The 22,666-nt window shown below is 44.6% G+C and carries 21 protein-coding genes; 13 read left to right on the plus strand and 8 right to left on the minus strand.

The genetic code is table 11. The features are described 5' to 3' along the window. The first annotated feature begins 1 nt into the window (after position 1). The 8 genes from ispD (at position 2) to rpoS (ending at position 6,211) form a co-directional block, all read left to right on the plus strand. Positions 2-733 carry a 2-C-methyl-D-erythritol 4-phosphate cytidylyltransferase gene (ispD, locus tag AMBT_RS15250; RefSeq protein ID WP_013785530.1) on the plus strand — a complete coding sequence of 244 codons (732 nt, stop codon included), beginning with the start codon at positions 2-4 and terminating at the stop codon, positions 731-733. Then, a complete protein-coding gene (gene ispF / locus AMBT_RS15255) occupies positions 724-1,197 on the plus strand; it encodes a 2-C-methyl-D-erythritol 2,4-cyclodiphosphate synthase (protein WP_013785531.1) in 474 nt (157 codons plus the stop codon). Before ispD ends, ispF begins: the two co-directional genes overlap by 10 nt. Next, the gene (gene truD, locus AMBT_RS15260; RefSeq protein ID WP_013785532.1) at positions 1,194-2,264 is read left to right on the plus strand and encodes a tRNA pseudouridine(13) synthase TruD; all 1,071 of its coding nucleotides are present in this window, start codon (positions 1,194-1,196) and stop codon (positions 2,262-2,264) included. Before ispF ends, truD begins: the two co-directional genes overlap by 4 nt. Before the next feature lie 10 nt (positions 2,265-2,274). Beyond that, positions 2,275-3,018 (plus strand): 5'/3'-nucleotidase SurE, encoded by a 744-nt coding sequence (gene surE / locus AMBT_RS15265; RefSeq protein WP_013785533.1) that lies wholly within the window; start codon positions 2,275-2,277, stop codon positions 3,016-3,018. 42 nt (positions 3,019-3,060) lie between these two features. Next, the gene (locus AMBT_RS15270; protein ID WP_013785534.1) at positions 3,061-3,696 is read left to right on the plus strand and encodes a protein-L-isoaspartate(D-aspartate) O-methyltransferase; all 636 of its coding nucleotides are present in this window, start codon (positions 3,061-3,063) and stop codon (positions 3,694-3,696) included. Continuing rightward, positions 3,693-4,271: a YqaA family protein gene (locus AMBT_RS15275; RefSeq protein WP_013785535.1), complete on the plus strand. Its 579-nt coding sequence runs from the start codon at positions 3,693-3,695 to the stop codon at positions 4,269-4,271. The genes AMBT_RS15270 and AMBT_RS15275 overlap by 4 nt, the downstream gene beginning before the upstream one ends. A gap of 10 nt (positions 4,272-4,281) precedes the next feature. Beyond that, positions 4,282-5,145: a peptidoglycan DD-metalloendopeptidase family protein gene (locus tag AMBT_RS15280; RefSeq protein ID WP_013785536.1), complete on the plus strand. Its 864-nt coding sequence runs from the start codon at positions 4,282-4,284 to the stop codon at positions 5,143-5,145. A 160-nt stretch (positions 5,146-5,305) separates the two neighbouring features. Beyond that, positions 5,306-6,211 carry an RNA polymerase sigma factor RpoS gene (rpoS, locus tag AMBT_RS15285; RefSeq protein WP_417874142.1) on the plus strand — a complete coding sequence of 302 codons (906 nt, stop codon included), beginning with the start codon at positions 5,306-5,308 and terminating at the stop codon, positions 6,209-6,211. Between the two features lie 62 nt (positions 6,212-6,273). Here the strand turns inward: rpoS and folA are convergent, their stop codons facing one another. Next, positions 6,274-6,762 carry a type 3 dihydrofolate reductase gene (gene folA, locus AMBT_RS15290; RefSeq protein WP_013785538.1) on the minus strand — a complete coding sequence of 163 codons (489 nt, stop codon included), beginning with the start codon at positions 6,760-6,762 and terminating at the stop codon, positions 6,274-6,276. 389 nt (positions 6,763-7,151) lie between these two features. Between folA and AMBT_RS15295 the strand changes: the two genes are divergently transcribed. Then, positions 7,152-7,520 carry a hypothetical protein gene (locus AMBT_RS15295; RefSeq protein WP_013785539.1) on the plus strand — a complete coding sequence of 123 codons (369 nt, stop codon included), beginning with the start codon at positions 7,152-7,154 and terminating at the stop codon, positions 7,518-7,520. A 149-nt stretch (positions 7,521-7,669) separates the two neighbouring features. Here the strand turns inward: AMBT_RS15295 and cgtA are convergent, their stop codons facing one another. From cgtA to rplU, 3 genes are all read right to left on the minus strand, one after another. Further along, a complete protein-coding gene (cgtA, locus tag AMBT_RS15300) occupies positions 7,670-8,866 on the minus strand; it encodes an Obg family GTPase CgtA (protein WP_013785540.1) in 1,197 nt (398 codons plus the stop codon). A 172-nt stretch (positions 8,867-9,038) separates the two neighbouring features. Continuing rightward, positions 9,039-9,296 (minus strand): 50S ribosomal protein L27, encoded by a 258-nt coding sequence (gene rpmA / locus AMBT_RS15305; protein ID WP_013785541.1) that lies wholly within the window; start codon positions 9,294-9,296, stop codon positions 9,039-9,041. Between the two features lie 15 nt (positions 9,297-9,311). Beyond that, positions 9,312-9,623 (minus strand): 50S ribosomal protein L21, encoded by a 312-nt coding sequence (gene rplU / locus AMBT_RS15310; RefSeq protein ID WP_013785542.1) that lies wholly within the window; start codon positions 9,621-9,623, stop codon positions 9,312-9,314. Positions 9,624-10,371: 748 nt separating this feature from the next. Here rplU and ispB point away from each other — a divergent pair. Then, the gene (gene ispB, locus AMBT_RS15315) at positions 10,372-11,346 is read left to right on the plus strand and encodes an octaprenyl diphosphate synthase (RefSeq protein WP_013785543.1); all 975 of its coding nucleotides are present in this window, start codon (positions 10,372-10,374) and stop codon (positions 11,344-11,346) included. 4 nt (positions 11,347-11,350) lie between these two features. Here ispB and AMBT_RS15320 read toward each other — a convergent pair whose 3' ends face one another. The 3 genes from AMBT_RS15320 to AMBT_RS15330 form a co-directional block, all read right to left on the minus strand. Further along, positions 11,351-12,070: a ZIP family metal transporter gene (locus AMBT_RS15320; protein WP_013785544.1), complete on the minus strand. Its 720-nt coding sequence runs from the start codon at positions 12,068-12,070 to the stop codon at positions 11,351-11,353. A gap of 179 nt (positions 12,071-12,249) precedes the next feature. Then, positions 12,250-13,569, minus strand: coding sequence for a Xaa-Pro dipeptidase (pepQ, locus tag AMBT_RS15325; protein ID WP_013785545.1), 1,320 nt, complete (start codon positions 13,567-13,569; stop codon positions 12,250-12,252). Positions 13,570-13,822: 253 nt separating this feature from the next. Then, entirely contained in the window at positions 13,823-15,886 is a 2,064-nt protein-coding gene (locus AMBT_RS15330) for a transglycosylase SLT domain-containing protein (RefSeq protein ID WP_232363149.1), read from the minus strand. A gap of 448 nt (positions 15,887-16,334) precedes the next feature. Here AMBT_RS15330 and fadB point away from each other — a divergent pair, with 448 nt between their 5' ends. After that, positions 16,335-18,485 (plus strand): fatty acid oxidation complex subunit alpha FadB, encoded by a 2,151-nt coding sequence (gene fadB, locus AMBT_RS15335; RefSeq protein ID WP_013785547.1) that lies wholly within the window; start codon positions 16,335-16,337, stop codon positions 18,483-18,485. An 18-nt stretch (positions 18,486-18,503) separates the two neighbouring features. Continuing rightward, positions 18,504-19,667 (plus strand): acetyl-CoA C-acyltransferase FadA, encoded by a 1,164-nt coding sequence (gene fadA / locus AMBT_RS15340; RefSeq protein ID WP_013785548.1) that lies wholly within the window; start codon positions 18,504-18,506, stop codon positions 19,665-19,667. Between the two features lie 89 nt (positions 19,668-19,756). On the opposite strand, the gene AMBT_RS15345 is transcribed toward fadA, so the two are convergent. Then, positions 19,757-20,725 (minus strand): integron integrase, encoded by a 969-nt coding sequence (locus tag AMBT_RS15345; RefSeq protein WP_013785549.1) that lies wholly within the window; start codon positions 20,723-20,725, stop codon positions 19,757-19,759. 243 nt (positions 20,726-20,968) lie between these two features. Here AMBT_RS15345 and AMBT_RS15350 point away from each other — a divergent pair, with 243 nt between their 5' ends. Continuing rightward, positions 20,969-21,811, plus strand: coding sequence for a hypothetical protein (locus AMBT_RS15350; protein ID WP_013785550.1), 843 nt, complete (start codon positions 20,969-20,971; stop codon positions 21,809-21,811). Positions 21,812-22,666: the final 855 nt, after the last annotated feature.

Genomic DNA, 22,666 nt, shown 5'->3' on the forward strand with positions numbered 1-22,666 from the left:
CATGACATCCTCCTCTGTGGTTGCGGTTATTCCCGCAGCTGGAATTGGCAGCCGAATGCAGGCCGATCGCCCCAAGCAGTATTTAACCCTTCAAGGGAAAACGATTCTTGAACACACCGTTGAAATACTGCTAAACCATCACGCCATCGATTACCTTGTTATTGCCATTAGCCCTCACGACACTTACTTCCCTTCTCTTGCCATTGCTAATAATCCGAAGGTAAAAGTCGTAGAAGGTGGCAACGAGCGAGCTGACTCTGTGCTAAATGCCGTAAACACCCTGCCAGAAAATACGTGGGCATTAGTGCACGATGCCGCGCGTCCTTGCGTAAGTACTCATGACATTACTCAATTGCTAACGGTGATGGATAATGAACAGGTAGCTGGCGGTATTTTAGCCTCTCGGGTACGAGATACCATGAAGCGTGGGGCAGATAGTCAGGCAGCTAATGCCAATTTCCCCACCGTTCTTCATACTGAGAGTAGAGAAAATTTATGGCATGCCCTTACGCCGCAGTTGTTTCCCACTACGCTGCTTAAGAACGCGTTATACGATGGCCTAGCCGCTGGCGCATCCATTACCGATGAAGCATCAGCCATAGAATACAGCGGGCATAAGGTTGCACTTATTGATAGCGACCCAGCCAATATTAAAATTACCCACCCAGGGGATTTACCCTTGGCAGATTTTTACTTACATCAACGACAGAAGGCACAATCAGAATGCGAATAGGACACGGTTTCGACGTTCATAAATTTGGTGGCGACGGCCCCATTGTTATTGGTGGTGTAAGCATTGACTATGAACAAGGCCTAGTCGCCCATTCTGATGGCGACGTATTACTACATGCGTTATGCGACGCCTTACTTGGCGCTGCAGCCCTAGGTGATATTGGCAAACATTTTCCCGATACTGATGATGCCTATTCAGGTGCAGATAGTCGTGTACTACTCAGGCATGTGGTTCACGTAGTAAACGAAAAGGGCTATACCTTAGGCAATGCCGATATGACCATAGTGGCGCAAGCCCCAAAAATGGCACCACACATTCAGGCCATGCGAGAAATCATAGCCAAAGACTGTCATTGCGAGCTTGATGCAATCAATGTAAAAGCGACTACGACAGAAAAACTCGGATATACAGGCAGAAAGGAAGGCATTGCTGCACACGCGGTAGTGCTACTAGAAAAGATATGAAACCATTACATACTCAACACTGGAATTACTACTTTAATAAACCCGTTTCAACTGGCTTATTTAAATTCCAACCTGATGACTTTCAGGTTGTGGAAGACTTAGGTTATGAACCCTGCGGTGAAGGCGAGCATCAATTCATATTTGTAGAGAAAATTAATACCAATACTGCTTTTGTGGCTGAACAACTGGCTCGCTATACCAAATTGCCCCTTCGCCAAGTAACTTATGCTGGCCGCAAAGATAAGTATGCTCTTACCCGTCAGTGGTTTGGTTTGCATGCACCAGGGCAAGCTGATTTCGATTTTAGCGATTTTGAGCTAGAAGGTGTGCGGGTTATTAAGCAAACTCGCCACAATAGAAAACTTCGTACCGGTCAATTAAAAGGTAATGCCTTCACCATTACGCTGCGCCAAGTTGTACACCCTGAAGCCATTGAAGAACGCCTGCAGGAAATCGCCAAACATGGTGTGCCTAATTATTATGGCGAACAGCGCTTTGGGGTCATGCGTGTGAACGAGCAAGGTGAAGTGCAGCGCGGTGGCAACCTTGCCATGGCTGAGCGGATGATAAACGGTGAAACCATTCGTCATAGAAATAAGCGCTCTATGGCATTATCGGCCTTGCGTAGCTGGCTATTCAATGAGGTCATCTCTACTCGTTTAGAAAACGAGACCTTCGATAAAGTAGTTACCGGTGATGCATTGGTATTAACCGGCTCAAACAGTTTCTTTATTGACGATGACAAGCAGCAAGACAGTCAGCAACGTTATGAAGACAAAGATGTATGTCCTTCGGCACCGCTTTGGGGTAAGGGTGACTTAGTTACCACATCAGAAGCAAACGCTACGGAGGAGAAAGTAGCGATAGGCCATCCTGAAGTTATCGACTTCCTAGGGCAATGTGGTTTCGAGCAAGAACGTCGTGCAATAAAAATATGGCCATCGCAACTTGAATGGCAAAGTAAGGGTGATACATTAACCCTATCTTTTTCATTACCTAGCGGTTGTTTTGCCACATCCGTACTTAGGGAATGTGTTGAAACCGTTTCTCCCATTCACAGTATTTAGTTGAGATTGCATGAAAATCCTAATGAGTAACGATGATGGTGTGTTTGCAAAAGGCTTAGCTATTTTGCACGAAACTATCGCCAGCGAGCACGATATTACTGTTGTCGCCCCCGATCGTAACTGTAGCGGCGCAAGTAACGCCCTTTCGTTACATCAACCCCTTCGTATTCAACGCATGGACAGTGGCTTTTATTCTGTCAATGGCACGCCATCAGACTGTGTTCATTTAGGTATCAGCCGAATATTAAAAGATGACCCCGAACTGGTGGTATCTGGCATTAATCATGGTGCTAACTTAGGCGATGATGTAGTTTATTCAGGTACGGTAGCCGCGGCGACGGAAGGGCGATATATGGGCTTGCCTGCCATTGCCGTGTCGCTAGCCAGCAAGAAAGGGGAGCACTTTGAAACGGCTGCGCGGGTAGTGCTAGATATTATCCGTAAACTTCAATCTCACCCTTTACCTGCAAATCAAATTTTGAACGTAAATGTTCCTGATATACCCTATGATGAGCTTAAAGGTATTGAAGTAACCAGACAAGGTCGCCGACATCGCGCTGAACCGATGTTTGAAGACAAAGACCCGTTTGGTCAAACCATCTATTGGTATGGCCCAGCAGGTTCTGAACAAGATGCAGGCCCAGGTACAGACTTTCACGCAGTCGCAAACGGATATTGCTCCGTTACGCCGCTCAGTGTTGATATGACTGCCTACCAAAGCTTAGACAATATGAAAGAATGGTTAGCCAAGTAACCAAATAATGCGCGGCCGATAATAAGGATAATAAGCACCACCATGAGAGCCTCCAGAAAAGGGGATGCGCTAGCACAGCTGCTTTATGACGAAGGGATCCGTTCGCAGCCTGTGCTTAACGCCATTGCCGGTACACCCCGGGACACATTCTTACCTGATGCGCTTAAGCATAAAGCCTATCAGAATACTGCGCTGCCTATTGGGCAGGGGCAGACCATTTCGCAACCCTATATTGTTGCGAAAATGACCGAACTGCTGCTAGATAGTCCGAATAAACCAGAAAAAGTGTTAGAGATTGGTACCGGCTCTGGTTATCAGACCGCTATTCTTGCACAGCTTTTTTCGGCGGTATTCAGCGTAGAACGAATCAAATCGCTACAATTTCATGCCAAAAGACGGATGAACCAACTCGATTTACATAATATTGCCATGAAGCATGGTGATGGATGGAAAGGGTGGACATCTAAAGGTCCTTACGATGCCATTATTGTGACGGCTGCGGCCAGTAGTTTGCCGCAAGATTTATGCGATCAATTAAAAGAAGGAGGCCGCCTGATCATTCCCGTAGGAAATGAACAGCAGTCTCTATTGTGTATCGACAGGATAGAAGGCGAGCTAAAAACCACCACAATAGAGGCGGTGCGTTTTGTTCCCTTAGTAGCAGGAGAGCTATTGTGAAATTGTTCGAGCCAATGTACGACATGGCACTTCGATGGGCTAGACACCGCCATGCGGTTAAATATTTAGGTGGGCTTAGTTTTGCTGAGTCAGTATTTTTCCCAATTCCACCTGATGTCATGCTTGCGCCCATGTCGTTGTCTCAACCGGACAAAGCGTGGCGCTTCGCGCTTATTACTACGCTTGCGTCTATTTTTGGGGGGATAGCGGGTTATTGGCTGGGGTATTTTGCCTTTGATGCATGGTTAGCGCCTATCATTGAAAGTTGGGGCTATACCCACAAAATAGAAACTGCGACGCAGTGGTTTGCCGATTACGGCGTTTGGGTGGTGTTTGTAGCGGGGTTCTCCCCTATTCCCTATAAAGTCTTCACTACCAGTGCTGGCTTTCTACAAATGGCGTTCTTTCCGTTTCTTATTGCCTCTGCGGTAGGCCGTGGCGCAAGATTTTTCTTGGTCGCAGGACTTATGCGCTGGGGCGGCGCCCCTATGGAAGCAAAGCTACGCCAATATGTGGAAGTATTAGGCTGGGCAGTGGTGCTATTGGCTGTTGCCGCTTACCTTATCTTGCGATAATAGCAGAGCGATGTCATACCGCTTAGTTCTGATTGGTGCTGTGCTACTGCTACTACAAAGTTGCAGTAGCCGAACCGGCCCTGCCCCCGTTGTTCTATTAAATAGTCAAGCAGATCAAGAGTCTGGTGGATTCACATCAGATACCTATAAAGTACAGCCAGGAGACACCCTTTTTGGCATCGCTTGGTATACCGGAAATGACTATCGAGATATCGCTAAATTTAACAGTTTATCAGAACCTTATCGTATTTTCCCTGGTCAAGAATTACGCATCACTCCCCCCCCTAAAATTGTAAAGATTTCGACAAGATCCAAGCCGCAGACCACTCAGTCAGCAGATCCGACCACGACAACAGTAGACAAAAGTTTGATTGACCCCCCCAAACCACGGGCGTATGGTGAAGGTGAAAAAGTTGTTAAGCGACAAAACGTTACGAGCGTCAACAGGCCGTCAGAAAGCGTCAAAATAACGGCAGCCAATAGTTTTCCTAACAAGGTAAAGAAGTGGGTTTGGCCTACCAAAGGTAGGGTTGTTGAAACGTTCAGTAAGTCAGAGTCGGGCAACAAAGGAATTGATATCGCTGCGGCAAAAGGTACATCGATACACGCGGCAGCAGATGGAAAAGTTGTTTATTCAGGAAGCGCCTTAAGAGGCTACGGTAATTTGGTTATTATCAAACATACCGACACCTTTTTAAGTGCCTACGCATACAACGACAACATTATCGTTAAAGAACGAGACTGGGTGTCAGCGGGGCAAAAAATCGCCACCATGGGTGACAGCGGAACAAATTCGGTAAAACTTCATTTTGAAGTTAGGTATCGTGGAAAGTCTTTAGACCCACTGCGTTATCTGCCAGCTACACGACCATAATAATAACAAATAACAATAAGAAACGAATTAAGGAGAAACGTCGTAAGGTAAACCTTGAAGCAGGAGATTCATTGTGGGTCATATAAATCAAAGCCTAGAATCAAATACGAAAGATGACTTAAATGTCATTGATATACCAGCCGATCTGAAAACAGATAAAATAATATCTGATGACACTGACACCAATTCAGAAGAATTAGTGTTAAGCCAAGACGACCAACCAAAAAATCTAGACGCCACACAGTTATATCTAGGTGAAATCGGCTTCTCGCCTCTGCTTAGTGCAGAAGAAGAAGTGTTTTTCGCCAGAAAGGCTCTACGTGGATGTGAAGCCTCACGCAAGCGCATGATTGTTAGCAATTTACGCCTAGTAGTGAAAATAGCGCGTCGATACAACAACCGCGGTCTTGCCCTGTTAGATTTAATCGAAGAAGGGAATCTAGGACTTATACGTGCTGTTGAAAAGTTCGATCCCGAACGTGGTTTTCGTTTTTCAACGTACGCAACCTGGTGGATAAGACAAACCATTGAACGCGCAATTATGAATCAAACGCGCACGATTCGGTTACCTATCCATGTTGTAAAAGAACTTAATGTATATTTACGTGCAGCTCGTGAGTTATCTCAGAAACTCGATCACGAACCTACTGCTGAAGAAATTGCACTTGCCTTAGACAAACCTGTCGAAGACGTTACCAAGATGCTGCGACTTAATGAACGTATTACGTCGGTAGATACCCCAATTGGTGGCGAAAACGATAAAGCGTTGTTAGATATTCTAGCCGATGAAAAAGAATTCGGTCCAGAAGAGAACTTACAAGACTCAGACATCAAATCAAATATTGTTGGCTGGCTGGAAGAACTCAACCCTAAGCAACGTGAAGTGTTGGCAAGACGCTTTGGATTAATGGGTTATGAGCCCTCAACGCTTGAAGATGTGGGTGCTGAAATTGGTCTTACTCGTGAACGAGTTCGTCAAATTCAAGTAGAGGCATTACGTCGATTGCGAGACATTCTAGGCCACCAAGGCCTATCGCTAGAAAATTTATTTAACCAAATGAATTAATAGCACATTGTACTAACACCATGCCGAGGCGCATTTTGCCCTCGGCATTTTTGTTTGTAGTCTTAAACCCTGGTTAAACTCACAAAAGTGTAGTTATGTGGGTTCTTCTCATCAGCGGTGTGCTCCTCACGGCTTTTCTCTTTCCAATGGCCATGGGCATCATAATCAGGAAACTGTGTATCGCCTTCTACTGCCAAATTAATAAATGTTAGGTGCAAAGTATCAGCCTTATCTAAAAACGCCTGATAAATGGTGCCACCACCAATAATCATAACCTCATCTGGGTGACTCTCTAATGCTGAAGCATATTCGATAGCCGCTTCAGGTGATGATACAACCGACGCGTCTGGCAAACTGTAAGCGCTGTTTGTAGTGATAACAATATTCGGTCTTCCCGGCAAAGCGCGTCCGATAGACTCATAGGTTTTACGCCCCATAATGACAGGCTTACCCATGGTTACTTGTTTGAAATGTTTCAAATCTGCTGGCAAATGCCAAGGCATGTCGTTATCAGCTCCGATAACACGGTTATTAGCCATCGCGGCAATCATCGCAATTTTCATAGTAATACTGACCAAAAGTGTTTCAATTGCACCTATGATAACTGATTAAAACCGAGGCGATAACACCCTTCGACTTACCTGCCCCAGTTACTATGAATTTAAACAAACCTAGCCACTTTTCTGTCCTGTTTATTTTCTCATTTTTGACTTACTTAGATACAGATCAAATAGTCTTCCTCTTTCTCCTTTCTCCTTTCTCCTTTCTCCTTTCTCCTTTCTCCCCATATGGTCTGCTGGGCCTTATTGTCTACTGCGCGTTGCTAGGGTGAAAAAAGCGAGACGAGTCAATCTTAATTACGAACCACATGCAAATAAAAACAATTATCATTTGCGATAATCTTTTATATCGTCTAGGGTGTAATTAGGAGGGCAAGCAAATGCAAATAACTTACTTGTGTGCAAAACACGAAGATTGGATTTACAGCAACCCGAAGCAAGCGCTTCACTTTATGGCCAGAGACGAGATGCAAGGCACACTTTTACTGCACTGCGGACAATACACCGAAGCTATTCCTTACTTAGGTTGCGCTTTTGATATTGCGGTTATTCTCTTAGAAGTAGATGGCGGCGAAAATGAAGCGATGAAAAGCAAAGTGACGAGCCTAGCTGGGCTACTTGAAGAAACCTATTACAACCTCAAACTTCCCGAGTACCGAAACGCCATTTTAGATAGAGCTAATTCTGTATTACAAGCCACAGAATCAGCAATGTTGTCAGCTTTTTTGCTTAAATCTGTGCATCAGTAAGCTGATAAAAATGCTTACCGGCTTAGCATGTAAACTGTGTGTTTTAAAAAGAAATCAAATGCTATTAATAAAAAAACCGCTAGTTTTCGCAAACTAGCGGTTTTAATGTTGTTCGTTTAGCACTGAAATAAGCGTGAATGCTTTTTTAGTTAACGACGGTACTCAACTTCTACATCGTAGTCATCTTCGTCCCAATCTTCATCATCGTCTAAGTCATCACTTAAATCGTCTTCGAAGTCGTCGCCTAAGTCAGCGTCTTGTGCTTCTAACGTATTACGATGGTAAGTATCCCACTTGAACTCAACATCTTTCGTTTCTTCTTCTGCAATAACTTCGGTTGGAAGCGTATCGATGAAGTCCATGATTTCTCGGCAAAGCGGCTCTAAGCCAATTTTCTGGAAAGCAGATATTTGGTATATCGGGCCTTCCCAACCAATTTGTGCGGCAATTTCTTTGCAGCGCTCATTGGCTTCTTCTTCAAGCATCAAATCGACTTTGTTAAACACTAACCAGCGAGGTTTACTTGCTAATTTAGGGTTGTACTTTTCGAGTTCTTCAACAATAGCCTTGGCATTTTCAGCTGGATCGCTTTCATCCACAGGCATAATGTCTACAACATGAAGCAGTATACGGCAGCGTTCTAAATGCTTAAGGAAACGAATACCTAAACCTGCGCCGTCAGCTGCACCTTCAATAAGCCCAGGAATGTCGGCTACTACGAAGCTGCGCTGTGCGTCTTGACGAACTACACCTAGGTTTGGCACTAGCGTAGTAAACGGGTAATCGGCCACTTTAGGCTTAGCTGCAGATACAGAGCGGATAAACGTAGATTTACCTGCATTCGGCATACCTAGTAAACCCACATCGGCCAATAGCATTAATTCGAGTTTTAAATTACGAATTTCGCCTGGCGTACCATTGGTTTTATGACGTGGTGCACGGTTAGTACTGCTCTTAAAACGCGCATTACCTAAACCGTGAAACCCACCTTGTGCTACTTTGAGCTGTTGCCCATGACGAGTAAGGTCGCCAAGTACTTCACCGGTATCGCTGTCGGTAGCTCGGGTTCCTACTGGAACACTTACGGTTAAATCTTTACCGCCACGGCCAATACAGTTAGCGCCTTGACCATTTTGGCCACGCTCTGCACGGTGGAAACGCTCGAAACGATAGTCGATCAATGTATTCAGGTTTTCATCGGCAAGAAGAAAAACACTACCGCCGTCGCCCCCGTCGCCACCATCAGGGCCACCTTTGGGAACATATTTTTCCCTTCTAAAGCCAATTACGCCGTTGCCGCCGTCACCGGCTTCAACACGAATTTCAGCTTCATCTACAAATTTCATTTATCACTCCGGGCATTGTTGCCGTAGGGGTTATTTATACTCAGTATTTAACTACTAAGTTTACACCAAATTGTTATGTACTGCCCAGATACTAAAGCTCGGGTTTCCATAAAACAAAAAACCCCGCAAGCGCGGGGTTTTTCTAAGCCTGTTCGGCGAGTAGCTAAGGCGCTTACTCTGCTACGATGCTTACAAATTTACGGTTGTTCGGTCCTTTAACATCAAACTGAACTTTACCGCTTTTTAATGCAAACAACGTGTGGTCTTTACCGATACCCATGTTGTCACCAGCGTGGAAACGAGTACCACGTTGACGAACAATGATGTTACCAGCAAGAACAGATTCTCCACCAAAGCGTTTAACACCTAGGCGTTTACTCTCTGAATCACGACCGTTTTTGGTACTACCACCAGCTTTTTTATGTGCCATGTGTTCGTGCTCCTATTAAGCGTTAATGCCAGTAATTTTCACTTCCGTGAACCACTGACGGTGACCCATCTGCTTACGTGAATGCTTACGACGACGGAACTTAACGATTTTAATTTTATCGCCACGACCGTGTGTAACCACCTCAGCAGTCACCTTACCACCAGCAACGTTTGGTGTGCCGATTTTTACGTCGTCACCGTTGCTTACCATTAAAACTTTGTCGAATTCAATCGTGTCACCTGGGGCAACTTCGATTTTTTCTAGACGAACGGTTTGGCCTTCGGCCACACGGTGTTGTTTACCGCCACTTTGGAAAACCGCGTACATAGTTAACTCCGCTCTGCGTCACTGACGCAATCAATTCAAAAAACAGGGCGCGAATTGTACGTGAAACATCCGCAAATCACAACCCCGATTCTGATAAAAGTAGATTATTTTTCCAACATGGGTGAATTTTTGCGTGAATTCACCCAAAAATGCACGTTGTCACACTTAGAAAACAGCGCTAAGTAAATGGACAAACGGTAAAATTCGAGATGATAACCGCCAAATTCGATAAGCATTTATAACTAATAAAAGCATGGAATGCGTTATCTGTAGATGGAAAATCGAATACGATCCAACCGCGCCAATCTGATCATAAAAACGCGCATAAACCGCGCCTTTAAATCACCGTGATCAAAACGATCGAATAACAGATCCGAGATTGTAGCATTTTGATCTGAACTTCGCAGCTAGCAAAAAGAATATTTCTGAAAATACACATTTCACATCAAAATTGAGTGATAGCACCTATAATAAGACTTAACGTAAGTATATATTAACGACTGATTGATAATTGGCTGTGCAATTCCCGAAGATATGTTCACCGTGACCTTTTCAAGACATTTCGACTGCGATTCGGTTGAATTGGCTGGGTAACACGTTTAATTCGGTGGCCAATGCGTTTAATTCGGTGGCCAATGTGTTTAATTGGGTGGCTAATGTGTTTAATTGGGTGGATAGTACAGCGCATTCAGGTACAATCAGCCCCTATAATTGCCTAAGAAATGAATAAGTTTTTACGCCCATGCCAATGGATATAAATCAAATACGCGCGCTATCAAACGATGATATGCAAGCGGTTAACCACTTGATTCAACAGCAAGTCGACTCTGACGTTGCACTTATTAATCAATTGGGATTCTACATTGTTAATAGTGGCGGTAAGCGCCTTCGCCCATTACTTACCGTGTTAAGTGCACGTGCAATGGGCATTGAAAATGCTGACCACCATACCCTCGCCGCTATTGTTGAATTTATACATACCGCCACCTTGTTGCACGACGATGTGGTAGATGAATCGACCATGCGACGCGGACGTGAAACCGCTAACGCCGTATTTGGTAACCAAGCATCAGTGTTAGTAGGTGACTTTCTATATACCCGCTCATTTCAGATGATGGTAAGTTTAAAACGCATGCGTGTTATGGACATTTTATCTGAAGCAACCAATCAAATTGCCGAGGGTGAAGTATTGCAGTTAATGAACTGCAACGATGCCTCTACCACAGAAGCACGGTATTTCGACGTAATTTACGGTAAAACCGCCCGCTTGTTTGAAGCGGCTACGCAACTGGCAGCGGTATTAACCGACCAACCAGAAAACGTAGAGCATGCCATGCAAGAATACGGCAAGCACTTAGGCACCGCCTTTCAGTTAGCCGACGATATTCTAGATTACATGGCCGACAGTGATGAAATGGGCAAAAACGCAGGTGATGATCTAGCGGAAGGAAAGCCTACGCTACCTTTGCTATATGCAATGTGGAATACCGACAGTGAAGAAGATAAAGCCCTTATTCGCGATGCCATAGAGCAAAGCAACGGTTTACCTCACCTTACCCGCATTCAACAAATCATGGAAAGCACTGGGGCACTCGATTACACCCGCACGTGCGCCAACAACGAAGTAAAAATGGCTATTGATAGTTTATCTATTATTCCAGATTCACCTTACAAAGAGGCATTGATTGCTCTTGCTCATATCTCGGTAGAACGCACTAGTTAGTGCGTTAACCCGCTTCAAGCATAGCGCCCACCAGCCCCACTAAAAAGCCAAGTATTGCGCCTAAGGGGGGTAACCAATGGTTTTCCATGCGAATACCAGGGGCTATGTCTTGAAATACTGAATACAAAATTCCCCCTGCTGCAAATAGCATAATGCCACTCATGATGACGGGGAAATCTGCCAAATAATAAAACCCTACTGCGCTCATTATTGGGCCAAGTAAGCTCATCAATACAAAAATCCAAATAAGCTTAGTACTACGGTTTTTGTTTGCTGGGGTCATTTCACGATAAGCATTAAACCCTTCTGGTAGATTTTGTACTGCTATTAACACGCCTAACAACATAGTACCTCCACCTAATGCGGCAGTGGTGCCTAGCGCTACGGATTCTGGCACAAAATCACTTAACATGGCGGCAAGTTGGCTTCCTGCGGTTTTCTTTTTTGCCAGATAAATATCCAACGCCATAAAGGCAAGTGCCCCGCCGACAAAACACCTACACGCCATTAAAACCGATACGTCTTTGATACCTTCAGGCACCAACACTAATGCTACCGCTGAAATTAACGCACCCGCCCCCAAGGCTAAAATACCGTGACGCAATTCTTGTTCTAACCACTTAGGACGGAAGCCTTTTACCTTAGATAAGAGCGCACCAGCAGGCATAGCGAGGCCAGCTAAGGTTGCCACTATAATGAGATTTAGAATATCGGGTTGCTGCATGTTTGCTCCCTATGCCTTGAGTCGTTCCATTACTTAGCCTAACACTATTGGTAAAGTGCTTAATAACCATAAAAAAAAGACAGCTCAACGTTGCTGCCTTTTTTCATTGTTCTCGCTGAGCGCATCTATAATTTTTAAGCCTAACGCTATTAATCATAGAGTGATGCGTGGCGATGAGATCATTTTAAATTAAGATCTCGGGTCATGTTTTCGTTCTTATCGCGGTGCACAATGATATTGTCCTCAATGCGAATACCACCGAATGGACGATACGTATCTACCGTATCCCAATTGATGTATTTCGACGCTGGGGTGGCTTTTAAGTCTCTGAGCAAGCTGTCAATAAAATACAAACCAGGCTCGATGGTAAACACCTGGCGCGCTTCAATCATGCGCGTACAACGTAAGAAAGGATGATCTTCAGGGGCAGGCTTAGGTGTACCTCTGTCGTCATTTACCAAACCACCTACATCGTGTACTTGCAGCCCTAAAAAGTGGCCAATGCCGTGAGGGAAGAACGTTCGCGTAATACCTTGTTCAACAATATCTGCCGCCGGAAGATTCACAATGCCTGTGTCTTGTAGGATTTGAGCTATACCTGCATGGGCAAGCAAATGAATATCGGTATAGGCGACACTTGGCTTAAGCGAATCTACCAAGGTTAGCGTAACTTTATCCACGGCTTGAATAAGGTCTGAAAATAGCGTCGAGTTTTGACTGTAGGTTCGGGTGATATCAGCAGCATAACCGTGATAATTTGCTCCTGCATCAATTAAGAAAGAACGAGACTGCTTTGGGGCAATGGTATCGCACTGCATGTAATGCAGAATTGCCGCGTGTTCGTTTAGCGCAATAATACTTGTGTAAGGCACGTCGTTATCGCCTTGGCGGCACGCTGCGCTGTACGCTAAATTAATATCAAATTCACTTTTGCCTTCAATAAAGGCTTGCTCTGCCGCTTTGTGCCCTGCTACCGCCAGCTTGTTTGCTTCACGCATACACTCTAGTTCGTAATCGGTTTTATACGCCCGTTGGTAATGCAAATAATGCAGCACTCTATCTGGGTTTACGTTTTCAAACCCTAATGCTTTAGCTACTTCAATGTATTCCCCAACATAAGCAAAACCACGCTTATCGTAAGGCAGGTGTTTCTCGACAGCATCGGCTTGTTGAAGCAAAATAATATTGAAGCTGTCGGTCCAAAAATCTTGTGGCTCTGGCGGTACTTTGTGCCAGAAGTCTTCTGGGCGATAAAAAATAAGGGTAGGCTTATCTTCACCATTAACCACTAACCAGCAATTGGGGTTATCGATAACCGGCACCCATGCTTTAAATTGTGGGTTTACCTTAAATGGATAATGGTTATCGTCTAAGAACAAGCGCTTGCCTTGCCCTGAATGGATGACTAACCCTTCTAGCCCTTCACGCTGAAGTGCTTCGCGAGTGCGAGATTGAAGTTCATCGATATGTTGCTGATAGCTTGCCTGATGTTTTGACATAACACCTCATTTAAGTTTTTTGATTTGCATGGCTAACTGGCCTTCTTCAATGAGCAACGCGTTACCAGCCGTTTCAAATCGCAGGTTCTACGCTAGCTTCACTAAGTGCGAGAAGTGAATAATATTAGCCATTGTCGTTAAGTGTGCTTCTCTTCTAAGGCGACTTGAGTACGCTCTCTTAAAGGAGAATAGTGTACCACGATAGCCGCTTAGCTTTCACCGAGCGGCTTGTATCATTAGTTAAACATCTGCGCTAGTGAGGCGCTAATTGCAAGGTTCCCGTTACAGGGTGGGTGCTAACGGCACTTGATGAAGGAATAACATCTTGGGTAAGCTGCGGAAACACGTTTTTATTTTCACCTAACTGATGCTCGTAGATATACTGATAAGCCAATACCGCTTTCACGTAACTACGGGTTTCTTTGTAAGGAATATTCTCAATCCAAATGTCCACTGGCAACGCTTCGCCTGCGGGTAACCATTCCAACACTTTACGCCAGCCAGCGTTATACGACGCCGACACCAATACAGGATTATTATCAAGCTTATCGCCTAGATAACGTAAATACTGCACACCGTAGTCGAGATTATTCTCAACTTGAAACAAGGTATGTCGACTGACTTTCTTTTTGGCTAAGTATTGCGCGGTACCTGGCATAAGTTGCATTAACCCTGCCGCGCCCACCGGCGATACTGCGTCTACCATGAAAGAGCTTTCACGACGGGCGATTGCCATCGCAAACGCTTTTGATACGTCGTAGGTTTCACTCTTTTCACTAAATTGTGACTCGAACGCCAAGGGGAAACGACGCTCAACATCGTCCCAATAACCACTTTTAGCGAAACTGATGATGGCTTGGTCGTATATACCCCACTCGTAAGCTAGCACTCCTGCATCAGTCACTTGTGAATCGGGTAAATTCGATAGCAAATAGCGCCACTCTCGACGCGCACTCGTAGAACGCTCTAAACGGTAAAATTCCATTGCCCGTTGGGTAGCGGGGGTATTCGCAATAGCGTGCACCGCACTTTGCACCAGAGGCGCTGGCGTATGTGCCAAATTAGGCTGACTATTAATACGGGCACTCGCCATAAAACCATAATAATTGCGTTCGGTGGACAGTTGCTGATACATCACCGTAGCCTGCATCACATTCCCTAGTTCTTCAAGCGCGCGGGCTTTCCAATAGCGGAAGTTTTCCTCTTGCTGGAGTTCAGGACTGGCGGCATCAATCACATCGACGACCCGCTGCCATTGTTTGCCGCGAAGCAAAAACGACACATGCCAAAGTTTCACATCATCGCTAGCACCTGCGATATCGGCCTTATCTAGCCATTCATGGGCTTCAGGTAAGAAATCTAAAGTCGCGCTTAAGGCAATAGCCCGTTGAATAATATGTAATTCAGGCTCTGAGAAAATGTTTTTCGGGGCGTAGGTATTGTAAGCCTTTATTGCCGCTTTAGGGTTTCTCCACGCCAGTTTTTCTATACCCCAGGTTAATATTTCAGCTTCGCTGTTTTTGTGTTTCAAAGGAAACAGGCGGGTTCGGTTAACTAAACTTACATCACGTGATACCGATGACCACGCATCGGCTAAATACTGATGACTAGTGGGCAATTGGCGTTTTAAATAAGGAATAATGCGGCGATTATCTTCTTTCGCTGCAATGGCAATACGCTTAACCACTTTATCTGGCGTCATGAGGCCATTGCTTCGCCACTTTGCAAATAGAGGGTCGCATTCATCGGGCTGCGACTGGCCGCTGTACCAAAGAGGGTCTACATCCGTTAGCACAGGTTTGGGATCGTCGGTACGTTTTAATTTGTAACCCAAGGCTTGGCAGGTAAGTTTAGCGCCCATGCCATCACGATAACTACTTAAAAACGCGTTTTCGTGGCCTTGAGAAGATAGGTAGTTCAGCCATCTATAGCGCAAACCATAACTAACAGGTTGCCCCGCGTAATCTTCTAGAAACTGTTCTACTTCACGCTGAGTTTTAAGCGACATGGTGCGTTCTAATCGCAAACGAAGTAGATACGGATAGAGTGGATAATTCGCCAACCCGTAAATTTCTGCGTCTAAATCTTCTAAACGTCTTTTCGGTAGGGTTCGTAAGCTTTTTTCTAAAATTAAGAAACGTGCCCGCTCATCGGCGTAGATGTCATCAGGGAATAGCGGCGAAACTTGCGCATGGCTTAGCTGAAGGCAGCTTGAAATAGCCACTATCGTAAATAACCCCAATGGCTTATGCAAAGGCAACTGCTTGAAAAATGCGAGTGCAGTTGGAAAAAAATTTATTCCTACTTTATACGACACAATGTGAACTCCTACCCCTTGTTGCATTCAAATACACCAGAGTTGGTGTAATGATAAAACGATGCTTGCGTGAAAGCCGAAAAATTATCGGCGTGGATCCGTGCCACAGAAGTAAAAAGTGCCAGCGTTGATGATTATGACTTACAACCATTTACATCATGATTGTAGATTATTGTTTTGCTGGATTGGCGCTTTGCGTCAATAGCATCCATTATACAAGCACTATTATTGAAATGAAGCTTGATTTTCGATGAATGACCTCCATTTTTAACAATTGAAACGCTCGTTTGAATTTTTCATTGATATTTTGTTTAAGTTTAGTTAAAAAGCTAGCCACCCTAACGCATTAGTGTTGTGGTACGACCAGAATGTATGTTTGGTTTATACGCTTATAGCGAATGGTTAGATTGCTACACTACTATCCCGGCCAACGCCGAAGGAGATGATAATGATATACACAGGCAAGAGTTTATCCGTCAGTCTGTTAGATGATGGCTTTGCTGAACTGGTATTTGATGCCGAAGGTTCAGTAAACAAGTTCGACCGCCAAACGGTGACAGAACTTGATGAAGCAACCCAAGCATTGCTTAAAGAAAGCGGTGTTAAAGGCTTAGTAGTACGCAGCGCAAAATCTGCATTTATTGTAGGTGCTGATATCACCGAATTTACCGGCTTATTCGCGATGGATGAAGCCGAAGTACTAAACTGGGTAGCAAACACGTCTCAGGTGTTTGACCGCTTCGAAGATTTGCCTTTCCCTACCGTTGCTGCCATTAACGGTTTTGCATTGGGTGGTGGCTGTGAAATGACACTAGCCTGTGACCTTCGCGTTGCAGATACAACTGCCTCTATTGGCCTACCAGAAGTTAAATTAGGCATAATGCCTGGCTTTGGTGGCACCGTACGTTTACCTCGCTTAATTGGTGCCGACAATGCACTAGAGTGGATGACCACAGGTAAAGACAGAAAAGGCGCAAAAGCCCTTGCTGAAGGCGCCGTTGACGCCGTAGTTGCACCAGAGTCATTACGCGACAGCGCACTTTCTATGCTAAAAGATGCCGCAGATGGCAAGTTCAAATGGGAAGCACGTCGTGCTCAGAAGAAAGCCCCATTACAGCTAAATAAAAACGAAGCTATGATGAGTTTTTCTACCGCACAAGCCATGGTATTTGCCCAAGCAGGCAAGCACTACCCTGCTCCGCACAAAATGGTAGAAACCGTTCAAAAAGCCGCAGGCCTTGACCGCGATGGCGCACTTAAGCTTGAAAACGCTGGCTTTGTTGCCCTAACTAAAACCGATGCAGCGCAAGCGCAAATTGGTATTTTCCTAGCCGACCAGCTAGTAAGAAGTAAAGGTAAGAAACAAGCTAAAGCTGCCACAAAAGAGGTAAAACTTAATGCCGTACTGGGTGCGGGCATTATGGGTGGCGGTATTGCGTATCAAAGTGCTGTTAAAGGCATGCCAGTGATCATGAAAGACATTAACACTGAAGCACTAGACCTAGGCTTAAACGAAGCTGCCAATATTCTTGGTAAAGGTATGCAGCGCGGTAAAGTTGATGCCAAAACCATGGCAAAAACCCTTAACGCTATTACGCCTACCCTTGACTACAACACGCTTAAAGATGCAGATCTTGTGATTGAAGCCGTTGTTGAAAACCCGAAAGTAAAAGGCATAGTGCTTAAAGAAGTAGAAGACGTAGTGGCCGATGACGCTATCATCTGTTCTAACACCTCTACTATTTCAATTAACCAATTAGCGAAAAGCTTAGACAAGCCAGAACGCTTCTGTGGTATGCACTTCTTTAACCCAGTACACCGCATGCCATTGGTTGAAATTATTCGTGGTGAAAATACCTCGGAAGATACTATTAATGCCGTAGTGGCCACCACACTTCGCATGGGTAAAACCCCAATTGTGGTTAACGATTGCCCAGGGTTCTTGGTAAACCGCGTATTGTTCCCTTACTTCGCAGGCTTCAGTAAGTTGCTAATAGATGGCGCTGATTTTGTTGCTGTTGATAAAGTAATGGAAAAACAGTTCGGCTGGCCAATGGGCCCCGCTTACCTAATGGATGTTGTTGGTATTGATACTGGCGACCACGCTGCAGACGTTATGGCAGCAGGTATTCCAGAGCGTATGGCACGTATTGGCGACGACCCAGTAACCGTGCTTTATAAAGAAAAACGCTTAGGCCAGAAAAATGGCAAAGGCTTTTATAACTACGGTAAAGACAAGCGCGGTAAGCCTACGAAAGTGGCTGCTGAAGAAGCATACAGCTTGCTTGCTCCTATTACAGCCGATACCAAAGACTTCGACGCGCAAGACATTATTGCACGCTTGATGATCCCTATGGCTAACGAAGCAATTCGTTGCCTAGAAGAAGGCATTGTAGGTACTGCAGCTGAAGCAGATATGGCCTTACTTTACGGTTTAGGCTTCCCTCCATTCCGCGGTGGTGTATTCCGCTGGATTGAAACAATGGGATTAGCGAACTTTGTCGAACTAGCCGACAAATACGCCAGTCTTGGCCCGATTTACCAAATTTCAGATGGCGTTCGCAAGATGGCCGCTGAAGGTAAATCTTACTTCGCTTAATTCCCAAGGAGACTAATAATGAAAGAAGTCGTAGTTATCGATTGTGTTCGTACCCCTATGGGACGCTCGAAAGCCGGTGTATTTAGAAATGTTCGTGCAGAGACTATGTCTGCCGCGCTAATGACCGCATTACTTGAGCGCAACCCAGGTGTTGATCCAGCAGAAATTGAAGACATTATATGGGGCTGTGTACAGCAAACCAAAGAACAAGGTTTCAACATTGCGCGTAATGCGCAATTGCTAACCCAAATTCCACGTACTACAGGTGCAGTCACCGTTAACCGTTTATGCGGTTCATCGATGCAAGCATTGCATGATGCGACTAGCGGCATTATGAGCGGTCGTGGCGATATATACATGATTGGTGGTGTTGAGCACATGGGCCATGTACCTATGAACTACAACATCGACTTTCACCCAGGCCTTGCTAAGTACACCGCAAAAGCCTCTGGCATGATGGGTATGACCGCCGAGCTACTTGGTCGTCAAAATGGTATCACTCGTGAAATGCAAGATGCGTTTGGCGCACGTTCGCATCAGCTAGCGCATAAAGCACACCTTGAAGGCCGCTGGGCTAACGAGATTGTGCCTATCGAAGGCCATGATGCCAACGGTACGCTTAAACTGATTGACCATGATGAAGTTATTCGCCCAGAAAGCACAGCTGAAAGCATGGCGCAACTTCGCCCTGTGTTCGACCCAGTAAACGGCACCGTTACAGCAGGTACATCATCAGCGTTGTCTGACGGTGCGTCTGCCATGTTGCTTATGTCTGCCGACAAAGCAAAAGCACTAGGTTTAACACCTCGCGCTAAAATTCGTTCAATGGCAGTGGCAGGTTGTGATGCAGCTATTATGGGTTACGGCCCAGTACCGGCAACACAAAAAGCCCTAAAACGTGCTGGCCTTAGCATGGACGATATTCAACTGGCTGAGTTCAACGAAGCCTTTGCTGCCCAAGCACTATCGTGCATTAAGCAACTAGGTTGGATGGACAATCTTGATGACAAGATTAACCTTAACGGCGGCGCTATTTCACTAGGCCACCCTCTAGGTTGTTCTGGTTCACGTATATCAGGTACCTTGATTAACCTGATGGAATCGCAAGATGTAGAGCTAGGCTTAGCCACCATGTGTATTGGTTTAGGCCAAGGTATAGCCACTGTATTTGAACGTGTGTAATTAATTATTTACGTTTTATTGAAAGGGCCTTCGGGCCCTTTTTTGTTGCATGAGGTTCGTAAAGCACAATACAGCTTGAGCAAACACGACTATTTTAAAACACGGGAAAGCGGGCTAACTACCCCTTGCGCCCCCTGTTGTAATACATGAGTGTAAATTTGCGTAGTTTTCACATCAGAATGACCAAGTTGCGTTTGCACAGTACGAATGTCGGCACCCGACTGTAAAAGGTGAGTAGCAAATGAATGTCGTAAGGTATGCGGCGTAACCTTCTTTTTAAGCCCACACGCACTTGCGGTTATTCTTATCGCCTTTTGTATGCTTGATTCATCAATATGATGTCGACGCGTTTTTCCATTCTCGGGATCAACCGATAAACGCGCAGAAGGAAAAAGATAATGCCATCCAAGTTCTTTAGGCGCATTTTGATATTTAACACGTAAGCGATGGGGCAAATATACCCCTTGGTAACTAGGGTTATCTAAATCAGCAATAAGGTAACTTTCAACTACACTTATTTGCCGATTAAGCCCAGGTTTTAGCTCTGATGCTAAAGTAACAACACGATGTTTGCCGCCTTTACCATCCCATATTCGAATAGCGTTGTAGTCGAAATCAATGTCTTTTACACGCAACCTCACAGCCTCCATTAAACGTAACCCGCTTCCATAAAGTAACGAAATAGGTAACTTTAAATGAGCAGGAAGTTGAGCAAACAGCGCTACCACTTCGTCTTGCGTAAGCACAACAGGTAACTTGGCTTGCCTGCGACTTGTAACAAAATCAAGACTCAAGGAAAGAGGCTTTTCTAGTATGTCTCGATAAAGAAATGCCAACGCATTGAGTGCGCTGGCTTGAGTAGCCGGCGCTACATTCTTTTTATTCACTAAGTGAGATAGAAACAACTCTACTTCTTTGTCTCCCATCTCGGCAGGATGCCTAGTATTGTGAAACCGGATATAACTAACAATCCAACCACTATAAAGCTGTATAGAGCGCTTAGCGTAACGGCGATTTCGCATATGTTGAACCACCATTTGCATAAACATTGATTTCATTTTTATTTTTCACACTTAAACTGTAATTACATACAGCATTACGATTTTTTAGTACGCCGTAAAATAAAAAGGAAACATTCCGTACTTAAGTACAGTGTTTTCAGATACAAAGTGTAGGATATTGATATAAGTTAACTTACGTGCGAAAGTTAAAATATTATTTGGGTGATATATGGAAACTTTCCGCCTTGCATAAAGGATTTCTTCCGTACACTAAATTGTTAGGCAACAGGATAAAGGTAAATGAAATCTCAAGTACTTAGAAAATTTGAGTCAAAGCTAGAAGACATGAATGATCAGCTTTGCTATTTCCTATTCTCAGACATTGAAGTAAACAATATATTTTCAGAATTAGAACACGATATTTCAGATTCCTATACAACTGAAGTATATCCTGAAAATAAGTTTTCAGATCGACTTCATATCAAAATTGAGGCTTTGCCAGCGTTTCGAACCAAAGCCTTCCACTCGTTGGTGAGTATGAGTGTTATTGCCTCAGTCGAGTATTTGTTAAGTTACATTGAAGAAGTTGAAGGCATTCGCGCCAACATAATGCCGTCAGTTCATGATGAAATAACCGATAAAAAGCCTGAAGAACAGTTAAATCTCAAGTTGAGACATTGGCTTGGCAAAGATCCAGAAAGCGCCATCATCAAAACAATTGCATACTTGCGGTTACGAAGAAACCATATTGCTCATGTTCGAGAAGAAATGAGTGATGGTTATCGCTCACTGATAAAGAATGACTCTAATCACCTCAACACATACTGGGCAAAGCAATCAACAAAATTGAATGGCTTTGACTTCTCCAAAAAAACTTATGATGAATTTGAAGTAAATGATGTATTTGCATTGATAAACCTTTCAAGAGTTTGTATGCGAGAGATTGATTCTTTGGTGTTGTCTACTATTTCAGAAGAGTCTATTGCAAGCTATGAACTACCTAGGTTTCTTGCAAATAAAAAGCTAAATGGTTTAACTGTCGAAGTTAAATCTCGAAAGTTTGCCGCGTTTCTACAGCATCAATACGGTAAAAAGATGTCCTGTGCGGATGCTTTGCTCAGAGATCACATGGAAAATGCCTAACAAGTCAATCAACTTCGCGCCTACGGCGCCGGACGCAGCGAAGCTGCGCCGGTTATTGAGGCGTTAGAAGGCGTCAGCCTAAACTGCGTTTGGCTTTATAAAAATTCCAGTTCAACCGCCCTCACCTGCTGTATCAAAATCGCCCTGGCTTTTGGTGGTTTTAACTTCGCCGCATTAACTTCAAAGGTCGCGCAATAGGCGCTTTATCGCCAAGTTCTTAATTCAATTTAGCAAGCGCCATTGCACTTGGTAGCTCAAATGGCGGCTTGCTCTAGTCAAATCACCAACATTACTCCATTGGCATTTTACTTGTTTGCTTTAACAATCAATCGTATGCTGGCTTTATTAGTTTTTAGAACTTCCAAAGGTAAAGGCTCTGCTTCTAACAAAGCGCTTAAGCCACTCCCTTCGGTCGCTGGGACGCCTATACGCGGGGCGGCTTCGCCATTATGCCCCACGCATCTGCGCCCCTTAGCTTAAAGTTAGGCGTCATTTACTTACAGCATTAAAATGTGGGTTCAGTCGTGACATTCCGGCATATAGGTTGTTTCGCTAGGTTGTCTTTACGGCTTGCTTTTTCGGTAGTTTCAGTAGCTTTACACCGCAACGCCAACACTCAACATCACCAGTTTTCTAAACTCGCTCTTTTATCCAGCAATACCGTTAACATCTAGCTTTTCGCACAGGGTTGTTTTATCTTAATTTCAATAATTTAAATACGCGGTCTAATCGGCTAGTGGTGGCAGCAAAGCTGCGTACTTTCAGTTGTACGCCTAACAAAACGCTGTTGGCACTCCCTTCGGTCGCTGGGACGCAAACACGGGGCCGCTTCGCGATTATAGCCCCGTGCCTGCG

The organism is Alteromonas naphthalenivorans, from assembly GCF_000213655.1.
GTDB lineage: Bacteria > Pseudomonadota > Gammaproteobacteria > Enterobacterales > Alteromonadaceae > Alteromonas > Alteromonas naphthalenivorans.

Bases quoted from the DNA above. Each gene is read 5' to 3' on its own strand.
- rplU (WP_013785542.1), bottom strand. From the start codon at position 9,623: ATGTACGCGGTTTTCCAAAGTGGCGGTAAACAACACCGTGTGGCCGAA.
- fadB (WP_013785547.1), top strand. From the start codon at position 16,335: ATGATATACACAGGCAAGAGTTTATCCGTCAGTCTGTTAGATGATGGC.
- AMBT_RS15295 (WP_013785539.1), top strand. From the start codon at position 7,152: ATGCAAATAACTTACTTGTGTGCAAAACACGAAGATTGGATTTACAGC.
- AMBT_RS15280 (WP_013785536.1), top strand. From the start codon at position 4,282: ATGTCATACCGCTTAGTTCTGATTGGTGCTGTGCTACTGCTACTACAA.
- AMBT_RS15345 (WP_013785549.1), bottom strand. From the start codon at position 20,725: ATGAAATCAATGTTTATGCAAATGGTGGTTCAACATATGCGAAATCGC.
- fadA (WP_013785548.1), top strand. From the start codon at position 18,504: ATGAAAGAAGTCGTAGTTATCGATTGTGTTCGTACCCCTATGGGACGC.
- ispD (WP_013785530.1), top strand. From the start codon at position 2: ATGACATCCTCCTCTGTGGTTGCGGTTATTCCCGCAGCTGGAATTGGC.
- ispB (WP_013785543.1), top strand. From the start codon at position 10,372: ATGGATATAAATCAAATACGCGCGCTATCAAACGATGATATGCAAGCG.
- cgtA (WP_013785540.1), bottom strand. From the start codon at position 8,866: ATGAAATTTGTAGATGAAGCTGAAATTCGTGTTGAAGCCGGTGACGGC.
- rpmA (WP_013785541.1), bottom strand. From the start codon at position 9,296: ATGGCACATAAAAAAGCTGGTGGTAGTACCAAAAACGGTCGTGATTCA.
- folA (WP_013785538.1), bottom strand. From the start codon at position 6,762: ATGATTGCCGCGATGGCTAATAACCGTGTTATCGGAGCTGATAACGAC.
- AMBT_RS15350 (WP_013785550.1), top strand. From the start codon at position 20,969: ATGAAATCTCAAGTACTTAGAAAATTTGAGTCAAAGCTAGAAGACATG.
- AMBT_RS15270 (WP_013785534.1), top strand. From the start codon at position 3,061: ATGAGAGCCTCCAGAAAAGGGGATGCGCTAGCACAGCTGCTTTATGAC.
- AMBT_RS15320 (WP_013785544.1), bottom strand. From the start codon at position 12,070: ATGCAGCAACCCGATATTCTAAATCTCATTATAGTGGCAACCTTAGCT.
- surE (WP_013785533.1), top strand. From the start codon at position 2,275: ATGAAAATCCTAATGAGTAACGATGATGGTGTGTTTGCAAAAGGCTTA.
- truD (WP_013785532.1), top strand. From the start codon at position 1,194: ATGAAACCATTACATACTCAACACTGGAATTACTACTTTAATAAACCC.
- ispF (WP_013785531.1), top strand. From the start codon at position 724: ATGCGAATAGGACACGGTTTCGACGTTCATAAATTTGGTGGCGACGGC.
- pepQ (WP_013785545.1), bottom strand. From the start codon at position 13,569: ATGTCAAAACATCAGGCAAGCTATCAGCAACATATCGATGAACTTCAA.